The organism is Marinobacter sp. (assembly GCF_035268745.1).
Taxonomy (GTDB): Bacteria; Pseudomonadota; Gammaproteobacteria; order Pseudomonadales; family Oleiphilaceae; genus Marinobacter.
This window is the reverse complement of record NZ_DATFKH010000118.1, coordinates 30,179-48,277: the sequence shown is the minus strand read 5'-3', so window position 1 is coordinate 48,277 and position 18,099 is coordinate 30,179. Positions and strand designations below refer to the sequence as shown.

The following is an 18,099-nucleotide window of genomic DNA, read 5'->3' as shown; positions in this document are numbered from 1 at the left end:
CGTGCGGAGCCATGGATGGCGGAGCCCGAGCGTACAGGGACGTATTTACAGCGTGTTTGGAAAGAGGGTTCCCCAGCTTTACCGCATGCACCGAACTCGCGGGCTACCGAGGCAAGAACCCCAACACCGACCAGGAAATTGCTAAGCTAGACCGAAACACCGAATATAAAAATCGGACAAAACCGAAGGGGCCCCACAGATGGACATGAAAGAAGCACTGAACCGCATTGCCTCCAACCTGGACCTGTCCACGGAGGAAATGAAGGACATCATGCGGATCGTGATGAAAGGTGAAGCCACTGACGCGCAGATCGGTGCCTTTCTCATGGGGTTGCGCCTGAAGAGTGAAACCATCGACGAGATTACCGGGGCGACCGAAGTGATGCGGGAGCTGGCCACCAGAGTGACCGTAAACGCCGAGCCGCTGGTAGACATCGTCGGCACTGGCGGCGACGGTGCCAACCTGTTCAACGTATCCACGGCGGCGTCTTTTGTCGTGGCGGCAGCAGGCGGCTTCGTCGCCAAGCACGGCAACCGGGCGGTCTCTTCCAAAAGCGGCAGCGCGGACCTGCTGGAAAAACTCGGCATCAACCTGCAGATGGCCCCGGAAGAAGTTGCCCGCTGTGTGGAACAGATCGGCGTCGGCTTCATGTTCGCCCCGGCCCACCACGGCGCCATGAAACACGCCATTGGCCCCCGCAAGGAACTTGGCTGCAGAACCATCTTCAACATCCTCGGTCCGATGACCAACCCGGCTAGTGTAAAGCGCCAGCTGGTGGGCGCGTTCAACCGTGAACTTTGCCGACCGATGGCCGAAGTACTCTACCGCCTGGGTGCCGAACACATCATGGTGGTCTGCTCCAAAGATGGCCTGGACGAAATCAGCCTGGCCAGCACGACCCATGTGGCCGAGCTGAAAAACGGTGAGGTCACCGAATACGACATCACACCAGAGGATTTAGGCATTAAAAGCCAGTCACTGGTCGGCCTGACGGTGGATACTGCCGAGGATTCGCTGAAGCTTATCCGGGCCGCCTTTGGCCGCGGTCACGATGAAATGGCGGAGAAAGCCAGAGATCTGATTGCCCTGAACGCAGGAGCCGCAATCTATGTGGCCGGTCTGGCGAAAACCCCGAGCGCCGGCGTAGAAATGGCCCTTGATGCCATGGGTTCCGGGCTGGCGGCAGGCAAAATGTCCGAACTGGCCGATTTCTCGCAATGTTTCTGAATTTTTTCGACTCCGAAGGCACGAATCAAGCCTGAAGGGCCGGTGGCAGGGATCTTTCCAGAACTGTCGTCAGCCATGGATGGCTGACGCCAAGCCCTACAGGGACGTATTCACGGGCGTGTTCTGGAAAGGTCCCTGCCACCGGCCCATGCACCCAAACAGTTAGGCCAACAATGACCGACAGACACCTGGACAAGACACCAACCATTCTTCGGAAGATAGTTGACCGTAAATGGGGAGAAATTGACGAGCGGAAACGTACGGTTTCTCTTGCAGACGCAAAAGCCATGGCGGCGGACCAACCGCCAGCTCGCGGGTTCGCCGCTGCTATGCGCTCTCGAATCAACGCCCGGACGCCTGCGGTGATCGCCGAAATCAAAAAGGCATCCCCCAGCAAAGGCATTCTGCGCGATCCGTTTGAACCGGCGGTGATTGCCGAAAGCTACGAAAAAGGCGGCGCCGCCTGCCTGTCAGTGCTTACTGACAGGGACTTTTTCCAGGGTCACGAGGACTATCTGAAGGCCGCCCGCAGTGCCTGCAGACTGCCGGTGATTCGCAAGGACTTCATGGTGGCGCCCTATCAGGTTTACGAAAGCCGGGCCATGAACGCTGACTGCATCCTGCTGATCGCCGCATGCCTGACCAGAGACCAGATGCAGGAACTGGAAGGCATCGCCCACGACATCGGACTGGATGTGCTGGTGGAGGTGCACGATGGTGCGGAACTGGATGATGCCCTGACCCTGAAAACGCCTCTGGTCGGCATCAACAATCGCAACCTGCACACCTTCGAGGTGTCACTCGATACCACTTTCGAACTGCACGAACGGATTTCTGCCGAACGCCTGACCATTACCGAGAGCGGTATCATGACCCGGGACGACGTTACCACCATGACCGGACGTGGCATTTATGGATTTCTGGTGGGTGAATCCTTCATGCGGGCGGACGAGCCCGGCGACAAACTGCGGGAGCTGTTTTACTGACCTGGTCTTCGCCAGAAGTTAACGTTAATGCAATTGATTTGTATTTTAATTAACGAAATATTAACATCGCCTCAAACGACGAACGTGTGTTCATTTCCCAGCCACTCCCTATCCGTTTGAGGTTCCTTCATGCCGTTTTCTGTCAGCCCCCTGTCCCGGGCCGTACGACTTGCCTGCCCGGCATTCCTGCTGGGCCTGTCCAGCCTTGCGCTGGGCCAGGCCCAGAATGATGAAACCAACGCCCCGACCCTGGGTGAACTGGTCGTGTCCGGCACTGCCCTGAAGGTGGAAGCACCTCTGGTAGAAACCCCTCGCCCCGCCTCAGTGGTGGCGCAGGAAGAGCTGGAAGAGCGCAACGTCCAGTCCCTGGACGAGACTTTCCGTTACCGCGCGGGTGTTCGGTCAGGCCACTTTGGAGATGACAACGACACCGACTGGTTCAAGATTCGTGGCTTCGATCAGGCCACCTATCAGGACGGCCTCCGCATCTACCGGGAAGGTTTCTATCAGTGGTTGCCGGAGACCTATGGCCTGGAGCGGGTAGAGCTGCTCAAGGGACCGGCTTCCATCCTCTACGGCGAGGCGCCCCCGGGAGGCGTAATCAACGCCATCAGCAAGCGACCGACCGATGAGACACAGGGCGAAGTGCAGGTTCAGGCAGGCACCGACGCACACCGTCAGCTGGGCGTGGACACGTCCGGTCCGGTGGGCAACAGCCGTGATGTCCGCTACCGTCTTGTCGGGCTGTACCGGGATGGTGAGGGTAACCTGGACTTCACCGAAAACGAACGCTACTACCTGGCGCCAAGCCTGGAATGGGACATCACCGGCCGAACCACTGTGACCCTGCTCGCCAGTTTCCAGAAAGACGATGCCATCCCCATCAACCCGTTCAAATTACCCTTTGGCACGGTGCAGAGTACGCCCTTTGGCAAGGTGGATCCGTCTACCAACTACAGTGAGCCCGGGTATGACACCAACGAGCGCACCCAGTCTTCGCTCGGGTATGCCCTCAGGCATCAGATCAGCGATGTCTGGCGGTTTGAGCAGGATCTGCGTTACAGCCGACTGGATCTGCTGTTGCGCAGCAGCTTTATTTTCTTCCAGACCCAGGCAAATCCGCGGGAGGGCCAACGGGGCCTGGTGTACCGTGACGGCGAAATCGACAGCTGGACCGTGGACAATCGGCTGGTAGGCAACTGGTTTACCGAACGCACCGAAAACACGCTGCTGTTCGGGGTGGATTATCAGGACCTCAACAACAAAGGCCAGCAGAATGGGGCTGGCGGATTCACCTTCTTTGGTGACCCCATCGATCTGTTCGATCCCCAGTATGGAAATTTCACGCCGGTCACGGCCGCCGATCTGATCGTCACCGAGATCGACAAGCAGCAGACAGGCTACTACCTGCAGCACCAGTTGCGCCTGGATGACCGCTGGGTATTCCTGGCCGGCGCCCGCTACGATCAGGCCGAGGTGGACAATATCAACCGCGATGCCAATACCCGGCAGGAGGCCGACGACAACCAGTTGTCGCTGTCCGGGGGTATCATGTACCTGGCAGCCAACGGCGTTTCGCCTTACCTGTCCTATACCGAATCTTTCCAGCCAATTGCCGGTACCGATGGCAACGGCGATCTTTATGAGCCCCGCACCGGCGAGCAAACCGAGCTTGGCGTCAAAATCGCACCACGGAACCTGGACGGCTATGTCACCGCTGCGGTCTATCGCATTGAAGAGGAAAATTCCCTGGGAACCAGCCAGGGGGGATTCCAGATCCAGGACCGCGAGCGCACCACCGAGGGCTTTGAACTGGAAAGCGTAAGCTACCTCACCGATCAGTTGGAGCTGACCGCAGCTTATACCTACAACAGCGCCAAGGTTCGTGAACAGGCCACCGCCGGCAGCGAACGTCAGGCGCCCCTGATTCCCCGCCACCAGTCTTCAGCATGGCTGGACTATCGTTTTACCGATCTGGCGCCGGGCCTGAAAGTCGGTGCGGGCGCCCGCTACGTCGGCGAGACCCGCGATGGCGCCATTGAGGTACCGTCCTACACGGTATTCGACATGATGGCCCAATACACCTTTGCGCCGCGGTGGCAGGCTCAGCTCAACGTCACCAACCTGGCAGACCGCGAATACGTCGCCAGCTGCGATTTCTGGTGTTACTACGGCGCAAGCCGGAGTGTGGTAGGCAGTATCAGTTACCGCTGGTAGCTCACGGCCGGTCCGCCAGCGCCTCTTCAAGCAGCTCAAGCAAGTGCGGAGGCATCCCCTCCGCCAGCTTGAGGGCCGCTTCATGTCCCCGACCGGACATCTTGCCCCAGGTCCGGCCAACAATGCGCAGCCACTTGTCCCGGTCGTAATCGACATTTCTGTCGTAGAAATCGGAAAAGTAGCGCTCCAGAAACACCATACAGGCCACATCTTCCAACAGCTGGGTATCCTCGTCCTGCCGCAACTGCCGTTTGGTCAGAATGGTTTCCACCCGCTCACATTCCGCAGCCGGAAAGCCGCATTCCGCCATAATCTCCGCTGCCCGGCGACCGTGCATCCGGCCACATGCCTGGCGCCACTGGTAATAGGCCTTACGGCCCTCAGCAAACTCACTCCGCGGCATCGTCCAGCGCTCGATGTGCTGGGCCCGACAGGCAATCTGCATGCGCGGTGAAGGGTGGGTTTCCAGCTCGAACAACCAGCGAGTCATGTGCAGACTGTAGGCGTACTCCTTGGGCAGAGACTCACCGTCAACCTGCTCCCGGTTCGGGTCGGCCCTGTTTGCTTCATCAATGGCCGTGAGTGCACAGGCAAGTGGTTGTTCGAAACTCATTATCAGACCCCGGCCGAATCCCGTGTCTTGATCCGCTGGTACCAGGATTTCAGATTTTCCTGCTCCGGCTGGATGCGAATGTCCACCACCCGGGCGAACGCCACGGTGGTAAACGCGTTGATGTCGGCCGCCGTGAAGCGGTCGCAGCAGATATACTCCTTGCCGTACAGTTGCTTATCAAGAAAGTGCATGAACTTCTCGACCGAATTCCGACACTCCTCGCCCCATTCCTTGATCGGATTCATACGGTCCTTGAAATAGCCGCTGGTGTGCTGGAAGCACATGCCGGTGGGCAAAAAGAAAGAGAACTCGATCCAGCGCAGCCATTGCTCGACCACCGCCTTCTCAACCGGCGTATCACCCAGCAGCGAAGGCGAGTCCGGATAGCTTTCCTCGAAATAACGGCAGATGGCCATGGTTTCTGCGACGCAGGTGCCATCGTCCAGTTCCATCACCGGTACCTTTTTCATCGGGTTCCTGGCAGCGTATTCCGCTGTCAGATTTTCACCTTTTGCCAGGTCAATCTGGATGAATTCGGCCTTTTCCAGCAGGCCTTTCTCGGCCATGAACATGCGGACACGACGGGGATTCGGCGCGGTACTGGTTTCGAATATTTTCATTGTTATGGACTCCGGAACAGAAAGAAAACAAGGGCTGCGCAAAAGACTGACGCTGTAGTCCTGATGCGTCAAGCAAAAGGAATAAGGCGCACCTCTGTAGTAACGATTTACATGAATGGCTTGTAACTCTTGTCAGGATCATTATGGTAAAAGACAAACTATAACCGGAAACAGACGAATTGAGTTCTAACTTTCTCCCCGATAACAACACCTTGACCGAATTGAGCCAGGAGCAATCCGCTTCTGCGGCGGCCTGCGGCCGTCACAAAGACCCGTCGAAAGGAGTACTTTCATGCGAAAACTAACGCCCGTGGCGCTTTTGTGCGCCCTGTCTGCACCCTCGCTGGCTTCCGCTGAATGTGGCGAAGTGTCGATCACTGAAATGGGCTGGGCTTCCAACGCCGTTGTTACCGGCGTCGCCAAGTTCCTTATGGAGCAGGGTTATGGCTGCGACGTCACCGTCGTTCCCTCCGATACCGTGCCTGCGGTGACCTCTGTCGCCGAAAACGGCGAGCCGGACATCGTCACCGAGCTGTGGCTGAACTCTGCCGGCGAGGCCTATCTTGAGCTCGAAGAGCAAGGCAAGATCGAGCGTGTCGCCGAAGTGCTGGACCCGGGCGGTGTTGAGGGCTGGTGGATTCCTACCTATCTCGCCGAGGAACATCCCGAGCTGACAACCATTGAAGGCGTCATGGCGAACCCGGAACTGGTCGATAGCCGGTTCAATAATTGCCCGAGCGGCTGGGGCTGTCGTGTAGTCAGTGACAATCTGATCCGTGCTCTGGACCTGGAAGAGGCTGGCATTGAAGTGTTCAACCACGGTTCCGGCGAAACCCTGGCCACATCCATGGCATCTGCCGTGCAGAGCAAGGAGCCCTGGTTCGGTTACTACTGGGGACCGACGGTGCCTCTCGGCAAGTACGACATGACCCGTGTTGACCTGGGCGAGGTCAAGCCAGATGTACACCAGCGCAACCAGACCCAGGACGTCGAGAATCCCGGCGTTTCCGATTTCCCGGCCGCCACCATCCTGACCTCGATCACCACTGATTTCAGTGACCGCGAGCCGGAAGTGGCCGAGATGCTGAGCAACATGACCTTCAAGACCTCTACCATGAGTTCCCTGCTGGCCTGGATGGACTCGAATAACGCCTCTGCCGAAGAGGCGGCGGTGTACTTCCTGAGCAACAACTCGGACGAGTGGTCAACCTGGCTGAATGAGTCAGCGACCAAACGACTTGCCAATGTGCTGGGAGAGTAACAGTCCCTGAGAAGAGCCGGTCCGCCGGCTCTTCTTCTATCTGGCCATAAAAAGGTCATACACGATACTCATTCTGAATGCACAAGGGATATTGAACGCTCATGGCTACCTATGACTTTGTATTTTCATCGCTCGGGCTCAAGGAGTGGTGCGCCGAAGGCATGAGCGACGCGCCCATGACCATGGCCGCGCTGCTCAACAAGTCAAAAGGCACTGAATCACAGGAAACAACTATCTGGGAACTGCCTTTTCCATCCATGGATGCACTCAACGAATCCTGTGCTGCTTTTCCGAAGTCCCGCGAACTGACCAAGGGACTCGAGGAAGGCTTTCTTGCGGTAAAGGATAATCTCAGCATTGTACTGGACCCCATCACCCAGCCTTTGAGCTGGGCTCTGGACGGTACCCTTTACGCAATGCTGAACACCCCCTGGTGGATCGTCATACCTGTTCTGCTGGCAGTCGTTCTTTTCGTGACCAAGTCATGGAAGCTGGTCGGCTTCGTGGCTTTCAGCCTGTGCCTGCTTGCTTTTATCAACTACTACGAATACGCCATTCAGACTCTGGCCATCATTTTTGTCTGTGCGTTTCTCTGCGTGCTGTTCGGGGTGCCCATAGGCATTGCCATGTCGCGCAGTGACGTCATGCAGAGACTGACAGTTCCCGTGCTCGATATGCTGCAGACACTGCCGCCCTTCGTGTACCTGATTCCGCTGATCTTCCTGTTCAGCGTGACCGAATCCAAGCTCTACGGTATTGCCATTATTCTGTACGCCATCGTGCCCGTCATCCGCCTGACCAATCTTGGCATCCGACTGGTAGACAAAGACGTGATGGAGGCCGCCAATGCCTTTGGCATGACCAGTAATCAGAAACTGTTTCAGGTCCAGATTCCGCTGGCGCTGCCCAACATCATGGCCGGTGTTAACCAGACCATCATGATGAGTCTGGCAATGGTTGTAATCGCCTCTCTGGTATCTGCTCCGGGGCTCGGTGTTCTGGTGCTCCAGGGCATCCGCAATCTGGAACTGGGCGTTGGCCTGATTGCCGGTCTGGGCATTGTTATCCTGGCGGTGATTCTTGATCGGGTCACCAAAGCATCACTGGCGCGCATCAACGCCTCGCAGAGTCAATAATGGAGCGAACCGTGGACCGGGACATAAAGATATCCATCAAGAACCTCTACAAGATTTTCGGCAGCACGCCTGAAGTGGCGCTGGAATATGTAAGAAAAGGCATGGGCAAGCCCGAGCTGCTTGAAAAGCACAGGCATGTGCTCGGCCTGGAAGACATCAATGTGGACATGCAGGAAGGCGAAATCACGGTGATTATGGGCCTCTCCGGCTCAGGCAAATCCACTCTTATCCGCCACCTGAACCGTCTGATTGAACCGACGACCGGCGAGATCCTGATCGACGGCGAGAATGTGCTGGATTTTGACGAGGAGCGAATGCGCAAACTGCGCCGGGAAGGCATGTCCATGGTATTTCAGAAATTTGCGCTGCTGCCCCACCGGACAGTGTTGCAGAACGCCGGCATGGCGCTCTCGGTGAGAGGCTTCAAGGTCGAGGATTATGAGTCGGAGGCCAGGAAATGGCTGGCCCGTGTTGGTCTGGAAGGCAATGCCGACCAGTATCCCCACGAGCTCTCCGGCGGCATGCAGCAGCGGGTCGGTATCGCCAGGGCGCTGGCCTCCAACTCCCCGATCATGTTGATGGACGAGGCCTTCTCTGCGCTGGATCCGCTGATCCGTTCAGACATGCAGGACCTGTTGCTGGAGTTGCAGGAAGAGCTTCAGAAAACCATCGTCTTTATCACCCACGACCTCGATGAGTCCCTGAAGCTGGCTGACCACCTGGTTATCCTCAATGAGGGCCGTGTGGTCCAGCAGGGAGAACCGCAGGAAATCCTGATGAACCCTAACGATTCCTATATCACTGATTTTATCGCTGATATCAACCGGGCCAGGGTCCTGCGTGTGCGCTCAATCATGGAGAAAACCAGCGAGGCACCGGAACAGTCAGCCGGAGATCTGTCCGAACATGACAATCTGGAATCGGTCATTGCCAAATCCGACGGCAACACCGACCTTGTCTACCGGGTCACCCGTAAGGGCAAGCAGGTCGGGGTGCTCGATATGAAGGAACTGGTAAAAGCACTGGTGCCTATTCAGGGATCAGACATCAGCGAACGCGCTCAGCTGTAAGCCAGGAGACCGAGCTCAGCAACCGGACAGCCGTAAGATTTACCCGACTATCTGGCCGGAAACCCGGGCCTGGTCTAAACTGATAATCCGGCTTCAAATTCGAAGCACTACCGACAAAGATCATGTCCAGACTGGCTACGTTTCTCATCATCGCATGGTTACTGTGGGGCTGTTCTGAGGCTGAAACCCCGACTGCCCTTCCGCCAGTGCTGCCTGAAGCCAGTGTCAGCGCAGACGCTTACGTTGCAGGGGGCCACTCCACGGACTCCGACAGCCGCATCATCGTGGCTGCAGATCCCTGGTGCCCGCATAACTGCATAGCGGGCGCCGCCCAGGAGGGCTACATGGTGGACATTGCCCGTGAAGCACTGGCAGCGTCGGGCTACACGCTGGACTACCGGAATCTGAGCTGGGCAAGAGCTCTCAGAATGACCCGTCAGGGCCAGTTCCACGCTGTTGTCGGTGCCTTCAGAACCGATGCTCCCGACTTTGTTTTTCCGGAGGTTGCCCAGGGGCGCGCTTCGATCTCGTTATTCACCCATCCTGACAACAAATGGGTCTACAACGGAATTGCTTCCCTGGAAGACCAGACACTGCTGACCATCAATGGCTATTCGTATACGGCAGAGCTGGACAGCTACATCGCTACAAATCAGGACAACCCGGACAGAATCGCGATTCTTTCTGGTCCCCGACCTTTTAACCGCTCTCTGGGCCTGCTGGCAAGACAGCGAACCGATGTGTTTGTGGCGGACGATTATGTCATGGCCTGGTCCATTCGTAACGACCCGGGCCTTAAACGCCCCCGCAGAGCGGGTCAGGTTGGGGAAACCCTGTCTTACGTCGCTTTCTCGCCCGCCCTTAAAAACTCGACGGACCTTGCCCGCATCCTGTCAGAGGGTACGCAAAAGCTTATTGACAACGGCAGAGTAAACGCCATCCTCGAAAGTTACGGTCTGCCCAGTGTCCAGGAACAGCACTGAGCGGGTGGCGGAATCTCAGGGCTCCGGAAGTCCACCCCGGGCTAACGAAGATTCCATACCATTCGCCGCTGGAAAGGACTACGCTTGATCCATTTCCGTTCAATCAAAGGCTCGCTGTCATGGCCCTCAAACTCTACCAGTTTGCTATTTCCCATTACTGCGAAAAGGTCCGCTGGGCGCTGGACTATAAAGGACTTGGTTACCAGACGGTCAACCTGCTTCCCGGACAGCATATAAAAACAGTGCGGCAACTGGGCGCAAAGGTATCCTCTGTACCGGTTCTGGTCCACGACGGCATCTGCGTGCAGGGCTCCGCGGACATTCTGGACTATCTGGACGAGACCTTTCCTGATCATCCGCTGACGCCGGCAGATCCTGCCGCACGGGAATTGGCTCTGGACTGGGAAAGGCGGTTGGACGATGAACTGGGACCAGCGGTTCGCTGCTTTGCCTACCACTATTTTCTTCAGCGCCCGAAGCTTGTGGTGCCGATGCTGACTGCCGGCACCCCCTTCTATAACCGATATATCATTCGCCTGGCCTTCAGCCGGGTTGAGGAAATCATGCGCGAGTGGATGAAGATCAACGAAAAAACCGCGAGCAGGTCACGCCAGACCATGGAGGGCTTTCTGACTGAACTGGCACAGGCCTATGAAGCATCACCCTACCTGGCCGGCAACGCTTTCAGCCGGGCCGACCTGACGGCCGCTGCGTTCCTGGCCCCCATGTTTCAGCCGCCCCAGTATCCGGTACCCTGGCCGGAACCAAAACGTATTCCCGAGCCGGTCCGCAACTGGCTGGCGCAATGGCAGCCGCAACTACAGACCCTCGAAACCCTTTATAGCGCCAATCGATGACCTGAACCCCGGGCAGGGGGCAGTGTCCAGGACTCAGCGAGTCCCGAAAACCACCATGGTTTTGCCTTTTACCCGAACCAGCCCCTGATCTTCCAGCGTCTTCAGAACCCGCCCCACCATCTCCCGGGAGCAGCCCACAATGCGGCCGATTTCCTGGCGGGTAATCTTGATCTGCATGCCATCCGGGTGGGTCATGGCGTCGGGCTCCTTGCACAGGTCGAGAAGTGTGCGGGCGACCCGGCCTGTTACGTCCAGAAACGCAAGGTCGCCTACCTTCCGCGTGGTCTGGCGCAGGCGTGACGCCATCTGTTCACCAATAAAATACAATACCCGCGGATCCTCCTGGGCGATCTCGCGAAACTTGGTGAAACTGATTTCGGCTACTTCACACTCGGTCTTGGCTTTGACCCAGGCACTGCGGGAATCCATGTTGTCGAACAACCCCATTTCGCCGAAAAAATCACCTGCGTTGAGGTAGGCCATGATCATCTCGCGGCCATCGTCGTCCTCAATGATGACGGTGACTGACCCCTTGATGATATAAAACAGCGAGTCGCTTTTGTCACCAGCGTAGATAATAGTGCTTTTTGCAGGGTAACGCCGACGATGGCACTGTGACAGGAAATAATCCAGATGTTTGGTCTTTTGTTCGATCGGCTTGACGATAGTGGTCATAGCGCGCGACATACCTCCGTAGTACTGGCGGGGATTCAGGTATTATCGTTATTGGCCCTGCTTTCCTTGCGGGAATTTCATGTATCGAGGGTCGTTATAACAAGAAGGCCGCGCATCGGCAACTTAATCAGCATGGATCAGACCTTTTATCCCGCCTCGCCCACTCCCCGCCCCACTCCCCGGCAGCCAACCGATGTGCTAGCATCCGGTTTCAATAAATCGGGCCACAATCGTGACCGGACCGGAGTCAAGACCCATGAAAGCGACCATTGACTGGACCGGTGATGCCGGCTTCAAGGTCACCAGCGGCAGCGGCCACTCTGTTCAACTGGATGGCCCGCCGGACCACGGCGGAAAGAATCAGGGGCCCCGCCCCATGGAACTGGTATTGATGGGCATGGGAGGCTGTTCGTCCTTCGATGTAATGAGTATTCTCCAGAAAAGCCGTCAGGATGTGACTGACTGCCATGCCGAGCTGGAAGCGGAGCGGGCCGATACCGTGCCATCAGTGTTCACCAGGATTCACCTGCATTTTGTAGTGACCGGTAACAACCTGAAAGAGAACCTGGTAAAACGCGCCGTCAGCCTGTCTGCAGAAAAATACTGTTCAGCGTCTATCATGCTCGAAAAGGCCGGGGTTGAAATCACCCATAGCTATGAAATCCGGGCAGCGTCCTGAAGCTGCAAGCCGGTTACCCTCTACCCAACTACTCCGGCAGTAGGCATAATACGCAGCTTTCTGCGCCGGTCTATTCCGAACCTCTGGAGGGAGGCTGAACATGGAACCCAAATTACAACTTCACGGTTTCAATAACCTGACAAAATCGCTGAGCTTCAATATCTACGATATCTGTTATGCGCAGAGCGAAGAGCAGCGCAAGGCCTACATTGATTATATCGATGAAATGTACAACGCGGAACGCCTGACTCAGATTCTGACCGATGTGGTCAAGATCATCGGCGCCAATGTGCTGAACATCGCCCGTCAGGACTATGATCCCCATGGGGCCTCCGTGACCATGCTGATTGCCGAGCACGAAATCAGCGAGGGTGAACCGGACAACGAAGAATCTCCCGGCCCGCTGCCCGACACCATTCTCGGGCACCTGGACAAAAGCCATGTGACGGTTCACACCTACCCGGAAAGCCACCCTTACGAGGGCATCAGCACCTTCCGCGCGGATATCGACGTATCTACCTGTGGTCTGATCTCGCCATTGAAAGTGTTGAACTACCTGATTCACAGCTTCGATTCAGACGTAGTCACGGTGGATTACCGCGTGCGCGGTTTCACTCGTGATGTAGATGGCAGAAAGCACTACATTGATCACGACATCAACTCGATCCAGAACTACCTGACCGAAGACACCCAGAACGCCTACCAGATGATTGACGTCAATGTGTACCAGGAGAACCTGTTTCATACCAAGATGATGCTCAAGAATTTCAAGCTGGATAACTACGTATTCGGGGTGGACGCCGACGAACTGGAATCTGCGGAAGCCCAGTCCATCGAGGACCGTCTGCGCCGGGAGATGCTGGAAATCTTCTACTCCCGCAACGTCCAGTAATTGTCAGGCCATACCCCTCCAGGCTGGTTCCGGCCAATTTCTCCCGGCCGGAACCGTCAGTTTTTTTGATGGCTCCCGCCAGAATTCTCCGTTTTATAACGCCCCCTTTTTAGCCTCTAATATCTTCATTCCCAGCATCAGGAGGCTGTTATGTCACTCAGATCCGTAACCCGCCGAATTGCCGCCATGGAAACCTCCGATGGCGCCGGTGTCCGCATCAAACGCTCCCTCGGTCAAAATCCCCATACCAGGCTTGATCCCTATCTGATGCTTGATGAATTCGGCTCGGACAGGCCCCAGGACTATATCGCCGGTTTTCCGGCTCACCCCCATCGCGGCTTTGAAACGGTCACCTACATGATCGAGGGACACATGCTGCACGAAGACCATCTGGGCAATCGTGGCGACCTGAAAAATGGCGGCGTGCAGTGGATGACCGCCGGGCGGGGCATTGTGCACTCGGAAATGCCACAGCAGGAATCCGGCCGTATGCGTGGCTTCCAGTTGTGGCTGAACCTGCCCGCCGCCGAAAAAATGAAACCGGCGGGGTACCGGGATATTCAGCCCGAGGGGATTCCCGAGTTCCGGCTGGGCGACGCCAGGGTGAAACTTGTGGCGGGCTCACTCACTGTTGACAGGCAGACCCATGAGGGCGCCGTGTCCGGGGGCTCGACGCAACCACTCTACGCAGATATTCATCTGCCAGCCAGCGGCACGGTGAGTATCCCGGTTGCACCAGGGTTGTCGGGACTGGTGTACCTGTACGAAGGCAGTGCCGGGTTAAAAACAGAATCGGGAATGGAAGATCTTATGCGTTCCTGCGCTCACATTCTGTCCGATGGTGACCATATCGGGCTTCAGGCAGGCCAGGACGGCGCCCGGCTGCTGTTAATTGCCGGCCGCCCCATCGGGGAGCCAGTGGTTCAGTACGGCCCCTTCGTAATGAACAGCCGCGAGGAGATCGAGCAGGCCCTGCAGGACTTCCGGGAAGGTCGACTCACTGCCTGAAACAGGCGTGCCGTTTATCCATCGGGGAAATCAGTCCAGGCTGCTGAGCAGTCTGGGCTTTTCAATCACAAAGCCCTGGGCGTAATCCGCGCCCAGGCTTGTCAGCATATCCAGCACGGTACGGTTTTCAACCTGAGACGCAATCACCTCGCGGTTCATATAATGAGCCATATCGATCATTGATTTGACCATGGCGCGGTCGGTCTCGTTCCTGTCGAGCTCCCGGGTAAAGGCACTATCCAGTTTGATCAGGTCGACAGGCAGGCTGCGCAGAAACTGGAAAGAGCTGGGCCCGCTGCCGAAGTCGTCCAGGCAGAACCGGCAGCCCAGTTCCCTCATCTCCTCGACAAACTCGGAAATACTCTGCAGATCATTGATGGCGGAGGCTTCGGTAATCTCGAACCAGAGCCGTTCAATGGGGGCGTCTTCCTGGCTGAGTTTGTCGTAGATGAATTCCATCAGGGACTGGTCGTTCAGCGAATGGCCGGACAGGTTTATGCAGATACCCCCGATATGGGCCGGGTCCGGCGAGTTGTCTCTGAGCCAGTCCAGCACCTGACCAACCACCCAGCGGTCTACCGCCTGCATACGATCATAGCGCTCTGCCATACGCACAAAATCCTTACCGGTAATCAGATTACCGGTATCGTCATACATACTGATCAGTATTTCGTACTGAGGCGCCATGGATGTGCGCGCGTGCAGCGGGATCATCTTCTGGCATCGCAGCAGCATCCGTTCCTCGTCCAGATCACCCAGGCTGGCGACCTTGGCGGCAATCTGATCCTGACGCGCCTGGTCATGAGCGTCCAGCGAATACTCAATGACTTTGCCATGACCCCGCTTTTTCGCCCTTTTCATGGCATCTTCCGAAGCTTTCAGCCAGCGCTCGGCGTCTGCCAGACCCGGTAGTTCAGGTGCCAGTCCGGCACTGGCAGACAGATGATAGGTGCCGCTCTCAAAGTTGAATTCTGTTTTCTCGATGGCTTCCACTATTTCACGGGCCGCCTCAAGCGCATTTTCCGCTGGCAGCAGAAGCGCGAACTCATTGCCGGCCAGACGTGCCAGTGGCATGCCACCACCCACATGACTGCGTAAAATGTCAGCGACCTGCTTAAGTGCCTGATCACCGGCCTGGTAGCCGGCGGTGTCATTCAACAGCCGGAATTGCCGCAGATCAAGCCTTACCAAAGCCCGCTCGTCTTCACGAATGGCAAGCTGCTGCTCCAGTATTCGCGCAAACTCGCGACGCCCCAGCAGGCCAGTAAGCTCGTCGTGAGTCGAAGCCCAGGAAAGCTGGTCATAGACCTTTTTCACCATGCGGTCGATGCTTTCATCCACCAACGGCCGCTCGTACTGGCTGTCCGGCACAATAATACCCTTGCGCATGTGCCGGGCCAGTGCTTCCAGTTCAAGCTCGACCACTTTCATACCCTGATGGTTGACGAACACGAACCGGCTGAACTCCCGGGCCACCCAGACCAGACGAATGTACTGGGGATCATCAGGCTTGTCCTGATCCCGCATCCAGTCGCCGGTTCGCAGTTGCCGGGCACGATTGGTCCAGCGCTCGAGGCTGCGCTGCTCCCGTTCCGAAACCGCTTTTTCATTCTTTTCATCCGCTCTGGAAACCGGCATCTCAACCATTTCCGGCGGTTCGACCGGACTGCGCAAAAGAAACTGCTTGAGCTCATCACGAATCTGGGAGGACGGCATGTGATTGCTGGAAATGGAGGCCAGGCCGTCCTGAATCACCCGCAACAGTTCGGGTAGATTGACGTTACTCTGCGGGTCTTCGGCGAACGCCATCAACGAATCAATTACCGACAGGTAGTCCTGCCAGAAAGGACTTTCCTCCCCCTGCCGGATCCAGGTGAGGGACAACAGATCACGCCAGCCGCTATCCAGCAGACTGATGACAGCGCGGGGGATTTTCCGTCCACCGAGCTTGTGATCGAGAACCCTGGCCACGGCCCGCTTGGATTCCGCCACTTTCTGGGCGCCCTCGGCCGCCGCGGTCACCCGCTCCACATTGCGCCGATAAACCAGGTTCTGGCGGTCGATCAATGTATCCAGGTCACCAATGGCGTCCTCAAAAACTCCGATATCCTGATCAAAATCCCTGTTGATCCGCTCAATCAATTCATCAATGCGGCGCTGAACGGCGGGATTGATGCGCCCGCCCTTGACGCCCAGCTGGGCCAGACGGTCCATCACGCCGCGCACCGGACTACTGCGGTCCTCGAAGAATTCCGGGTCGCGCATCACCACCTTCAGCACCGGCACCTCCAGGGCACGCATACGCTCTCTGGCATCGTCGCTCAGCCTGGGACTCTCCCCCACACTGCCGAAGAATCTGTCCACCACGTCAAGGGTCGTCTGCTGTTCCTGTCCCAGCGCGTGCTTGCCGCTCTCTTTTACCCGCTCTACCACTCTTTCCCGCAGGGTCGTGTCGTCATCCACCATGGCGGCTTCTGACTGCATCTGCTGCAGCTGTGTATGAAGCTCTCCCGGCGATAGCTCGCGGGCATCGGGGGCAAAGGTAACCGGTTCAGAATCGCCCCGGGCAATGCGGCTCGAGGTCAATGTGTTCAGCAGGCTTTTAACCGTGGCAAAGGCGGTCTGGGCCGCTGCTGAATGGCTATCGAACTGTGCGGATGAATACTGCCCGGGGAATCTCTGGCGCGACACTTTTCCACTGGCGGAGGCATTGTGGGAGGTCTGGTCCGGAGTTTTGGCGACGTCAGGGTTCTCCGGTTCTGACTCCCGCGACTCATCATTTTTGGCAGTTGTGGAGCTTTTCCCGGGCGGGCATTCTGGTTCGGGCTCTGGTTCCGCTTTTGCGGCGGGCTGTTCGTTGAGGTACTTGCTCAGGTCCAGGTCAGCAAGCACACCGTGACGCACCAGAATATTATTCAACTCCCGGTACATGGGCTCCAGATTCACCAGTACGGTCTGGTCAAACACCCGGAGACAGATCTTTTCCACCTCCCGGTTGACCCTGAGCTGGCTCAGGCCTGAATGAAAGGCCTCGCAGACCAGTGCCGGCCCAAGCGGGTTATGGTGCCCGGTGGCATTGGGAACACCCAGGCTGTCGAGCCGCAGTTTCAGCTGCAGCAAATCACCGCGATACTGGGTGTCAGCCTTGGTCACCATCACCTTCAGCGTCAGCCAGTCCTCAAATTCGCTTTTGTCGACCACGGACAGCTCGGCGACCCCACCCCGGGGGGCCGGTTTCAGCGGTGATTCCAGATTTTTCGCCATCTGATGCCAGATCACCCGCTGACGGGCTTCAACCTGGGCGGAGGAATCCATCAGTTCATTAGCCTGCTGGTTATTTCCGGCTTTCTGGGCGGACGCTTTCAGGCTGGCAATCATCTCCACCAGAGCATCATCCATCAATGGTTCAATGTGCTGGACCACAGCTCTGGCGCACTGGTGCAGCACGAACTGGACGCGGTCGTTGGGGGCCTTCAGCGATACCCGGTCCTGGTCCCGGCTGGCGCCGACCTGGGCAAGCATGGCATCAAAGGCCTCAGGATTGGGCCGGGTGAAGCTGACCCCCATGGCGCCATCAATGCGCCGCCGGATGTCAACATACAGTTCGTAACGCCTGAGTCCGTCGACACTACGGAAACAGACTTTCAGATCTTTACCCGGCTCGCTGCCAAGCACCTGGTCGAGTTTTCTGGAAGTGTCGCTGGAATAGCGCACAAACAGACCTTCTGCGCAGAAGTCTGAAATCTGACAAGGCAGGGTTTTACCGTTACCGATGTCCATTTGGGCCGCAAGTTTGATGGCCTTACGGGGGCTGGAACGACGCTCTTTCAAATCCATGAATTACCTGATTATTGATAATACCGATGACCCATTT

General features: G+C 57.1%; 15 protein-coding genes. 11 read left to right on the top strand and 4 right to left on the bottom strand.

The window, feature by feature from the left end:
* The first annotated feature begins 199 nt into the window (after positions 1–199).
* The 3 genes from trpD (at position 200) to VJ956_RS08965 (ending at position 4,431) form a co-directional block, all read left to right on the top strand.
* The gene (gene trpD, locus VJ956_RS08975) at positions 200–1,228 is read left to right on the top strand and encodes an anthranilate phosphoribosyltransferase (protein WP_324083964.1); all 1,029 of its coding nucleotides are present in this window, start codon (positions 200–202) and stop codon (positions 1,226–1,228) included.
* A 173-nt stretch (positions 1,229–1,401) separates the two neighbouring features.
* Entirely contained in the window at positions 1,402–2,214 is an 813-nt protein-coding gene (gene trpC, locus VJ956_RS08970; RefSeq protein ID WP_324083962.1) for an indole-3-glycerol phosphate synthase TrpC, read from the top strand.
* A gap of 129 nt (positions 2,215–2,343) precedes the next feature.
* Positions 2,344–4,431, top strand: a complete 2,088-nt coding sequence (locus tag VJ956_RS08965) for a TonB-dependent siderophore receptor (protein WP_324083960.1) — start codon at positions 2,344–2,346, stop codon at positions 4,429–4,431.
* A gap of 1 nt (position 4,432) precedes the next feature.
* Here VJ956_RS08965 and VJ956_RS08960 read toward each other — a convergent pair whose 3' ends face one another.
* Together VJ956_RS08960 and VJ956_RS08955 are read right to left on the bottom strand one after the other, a co-directional pair.
* Positions 4,433–5,044 carry a DUF4202 domain-containing protein gene (locus tag VJ956_RS08960; RefSeq protein ID WP_324083958.1) on the bottom strand — a complete coding sequence of 204 codons (612 nt, stop codon included), beginning with the start codon at positions 5,042–5,044 and terminating at the stop codon, positions 4,433–4,435.
* A gap of 2 nt (positions 5,045–5,046) precedes the next feature.
* Positions 5,047–5,664, bottom strand: coding sequence for a glutathione S-transferase family protein (locus VJ956_RS08955; RefSeq protein ID WP_324083957.1), 618 nt, complete (start codon positions 5,662–5,664; stop codon positions 5,047–5,049).
* A 292-nt stretch (positions 5,665–5,956) separates the two neighbouring features.
* Here VJ956_RS08955 and VJ956_RS08950 point away from each other — a divergent pair, with 292 nt between their 5' ends.
* The 5 genes from VJ956_RS08950 to VJ956_RS08930 all read left to right on the top strand — a co-directional run bounded on the left by VJ956_RS08950 (position 5,957) and on the right by VJ956_RS08930 (position 10,971).
* Positions 5,957–6,925, top strand: a complete 969-nt coding sequence (locus tag VJ956_RS08950; RefSeq protein WP_324083955.1) for an ABC transporter substrate-binding protein — start codon at positions 5,957–5,959, stop codon at positions 6,923–6,925.
* A gap of 101 nt (positions 6,926–7,026) precedes the next feature.
* Positions 7,027–8,061, top strand: coding sequence for an ABC transporter permease (locus VJ956_RS08945; protein WP_324083953.1), 1,035 nt, complete (start codon positions 7,027–7,029; stop codon positions 8,059–8,061).
* 11 nt (positions 8,062–8,072) lie between these two features.
* Positions 8,073–9,131, top strand: a complete 1,059-nt coding sequence (locus VJ956_RS08940; protein ID WP_324083951.1) for a betaine/proline/choline family ABC transporter ATP-binding protein — start codon at positions 8,073–8,075, stop codon at positions 9,129–9,131.
* A gap of 122 nt (positions 9,132–9,253) precedes the next feature.
* Positions 9,254–10,114: a substrate-binding periplasmic protein gene (locus VJ956_RS08935; RefSeq protein ID WP_324083948.1), complete on the top strand. Its 861-nt coding sequence runs from the start codon at positions 9,254–9,256 to the stop codon at positions 10,112–10,114.
* Between the two features lie 119 nt (positions 10,115–10,233).
* Entirely contained in the window at positions 10,234–10,971 is a 738-nt protein-coding gene (locus VJ956_RS08930) for a glutathione S-transferase family protein (RefSeq protein ID WP_324083946.1), read from the top strand.
* Between the two features lie 33 nt (positions 10,972–11,004).
* Here the strand turns inward: VJ956_RS08930 and crp are convergent, their stop codons facing one another.
* Positions 11,005–11,646 (bottom strand): cAMP-activated global transcriptional regulator CRP, encoded by a 642-nt coding sequence (crp, locus tag VJ956_RS08925; protein ID WP_324083944.1) that lies wholly within the window; start codon positions 11,644–11,646, stop codon positions 11,005–11,007.
* Positions 11,647–11,902: 256 nt separating this feature from the next.
* On the opposite strand from crp, the gene VJ956_RS08920 reads away from it, so the two are divergent.
* The 3 genes from VJ956_RS08920 (at position 11,903) to VJ956_RS08910 (ending at position 14,225) form a co-directional block, all read left to right on the top strand.
* A complete protein-coding gene (locus VJ956_RS08920; protein ID WP_324083942.1) occupies positions 11,903–12,325 on the top strand; it encodes an OsmC family protein in 423 nt (140 codons plus the stop codon).
* Between the two features lie 100 nt (positions 12,326–12,425).
* Positions 12,426–13,217, top strand: a complete 792-nt coding sequence (speD, locus tag VJ956_RS08915) for an adenosylmethionine decarboxylase (RefSeq protein WP_324083940.1) — start codon at positions 12,426–12,428, stop codon at positions 13,215–13,217.
* A gap of 150 nt (positions 13,218–13,367) precedes the next feature.
* Complete coding sequence (locus VJ956_RS08910) at positions 13,368–14,225, top strand: pirin family protein (protein ID WP_324083938.1); 858 nt, start codon at positions 13,368–13,370, stop codon at positions 14,223–14,225.
* 30 nt (positions 14,226–14,255) lie between these two features.
* On the opposite strand, the gene VJ956_RS08905 is transcribed toward VJ956_RS08910, so the two are convergent.
* Positions 14,256–18,062: a DUF1631 family protein gene (locus tag VJ956_RS08905; protein ID WP_324083936.1), complete on the bottom strand. Its 3,807-nt coding sequence runs from the start codon at positions 18,060–18,062 to the stop codon at positions 14,256–14,258.
* Between the last annotated feature and the right edge of the window lie 37 nt (positions 18,063–18,099).

Coding starts and splice junctions, on each gene's coding strand:
- VJ956_RS08955 (WP_324083957.1), bottom strand. CDS start 5,664: ATGAAAATATTCGAAACCAGTACCGCGCCGAATCCCCGTCGTGTCCGC.
- VJ956_RS08960 (WP_324083958.1), bottom strand. CDS start 5,044: ATGAGTTTCGAACAACCACTTGCCTGTGCACTCACGGCCATTGATGAA.
- VJ956_RS08930 (WP_324083946.1), top strand. CDS start 10,234: ATGGCCCTCAAACTCTACCAGTTTGCTATTTCCCATTACTGCGAAAAG.
- speD (WP_324083940.1), top strand. CDS start 12,426: ATGGAACCCAAATTACAACTTCACGGTTTCAATAACCTGACAAAATCG.
- VJ956_RS08905 (WP_324083936.1), bottom strand. CDS start 18,062: ATGGATTTGAAAGAGCGTCGTTCCAGCCCCCGTAAGGCCATCAAACTT.
- trpD (WP_324083964.1), top strand. CDS start 200: ATGGACATGAAAGAAGCACTGAACCGCATTGCCTCCAACCTGGACCTG.
- VJ956_RS08950 (WP_324083955.1), top strand. CDS start 5,957: ATGCGAAAACTAACGCCCGTGGCGCTTTTGTGCGCCCTGTCTGCACCC.
- VJ956_RS08920 (WP_324083942.1), top strand. CDS start 11,903: ATGAAAGCGACCATTGACTGGACCGGTGATGCCGGCTTCAAGGTCACC.
- VJ956_RS08965 (WP_324083960.1), top strand. CDS start 2,344: ATGCCGTTTTCTGTCAGCCCCCTGTCCCGGGCCGTACGACTTGCCTGC.
- crp (WP_324083944.1), bottom strand. CDS start 11,646: ATGACCACTATCGTCAAGCCGATCGAACAAAAGACCAAACATCTGGAT.
- VJ956_RS08945 (WP_324083953.1), top strand. CDS start 7,027: ATGGCTACCTATGACTTTGTATTTTCATCGCTCGGGCTCAAGGAGTGG.
- VJ956_RS08910 (WP_324083938.1), top strand. CDS start 13,368: ATGTCACTCAGATCCGTAACCCGCCGAATTGCCGCCATGGAAACCTCC.
- VJ956_RS08935 (WP_324083948.1), top strand. CDS start 9,254: ATGTCCAGACTGGCTACGTTTCTCATCATCGCATGGTTACTGTGGGGC.
- trpC (WP_324083962.1), top strand. CDS start 1,402: ATGACCGACAGACACCTGGACAAGACACCAACCATTCTTCGGAAGATA.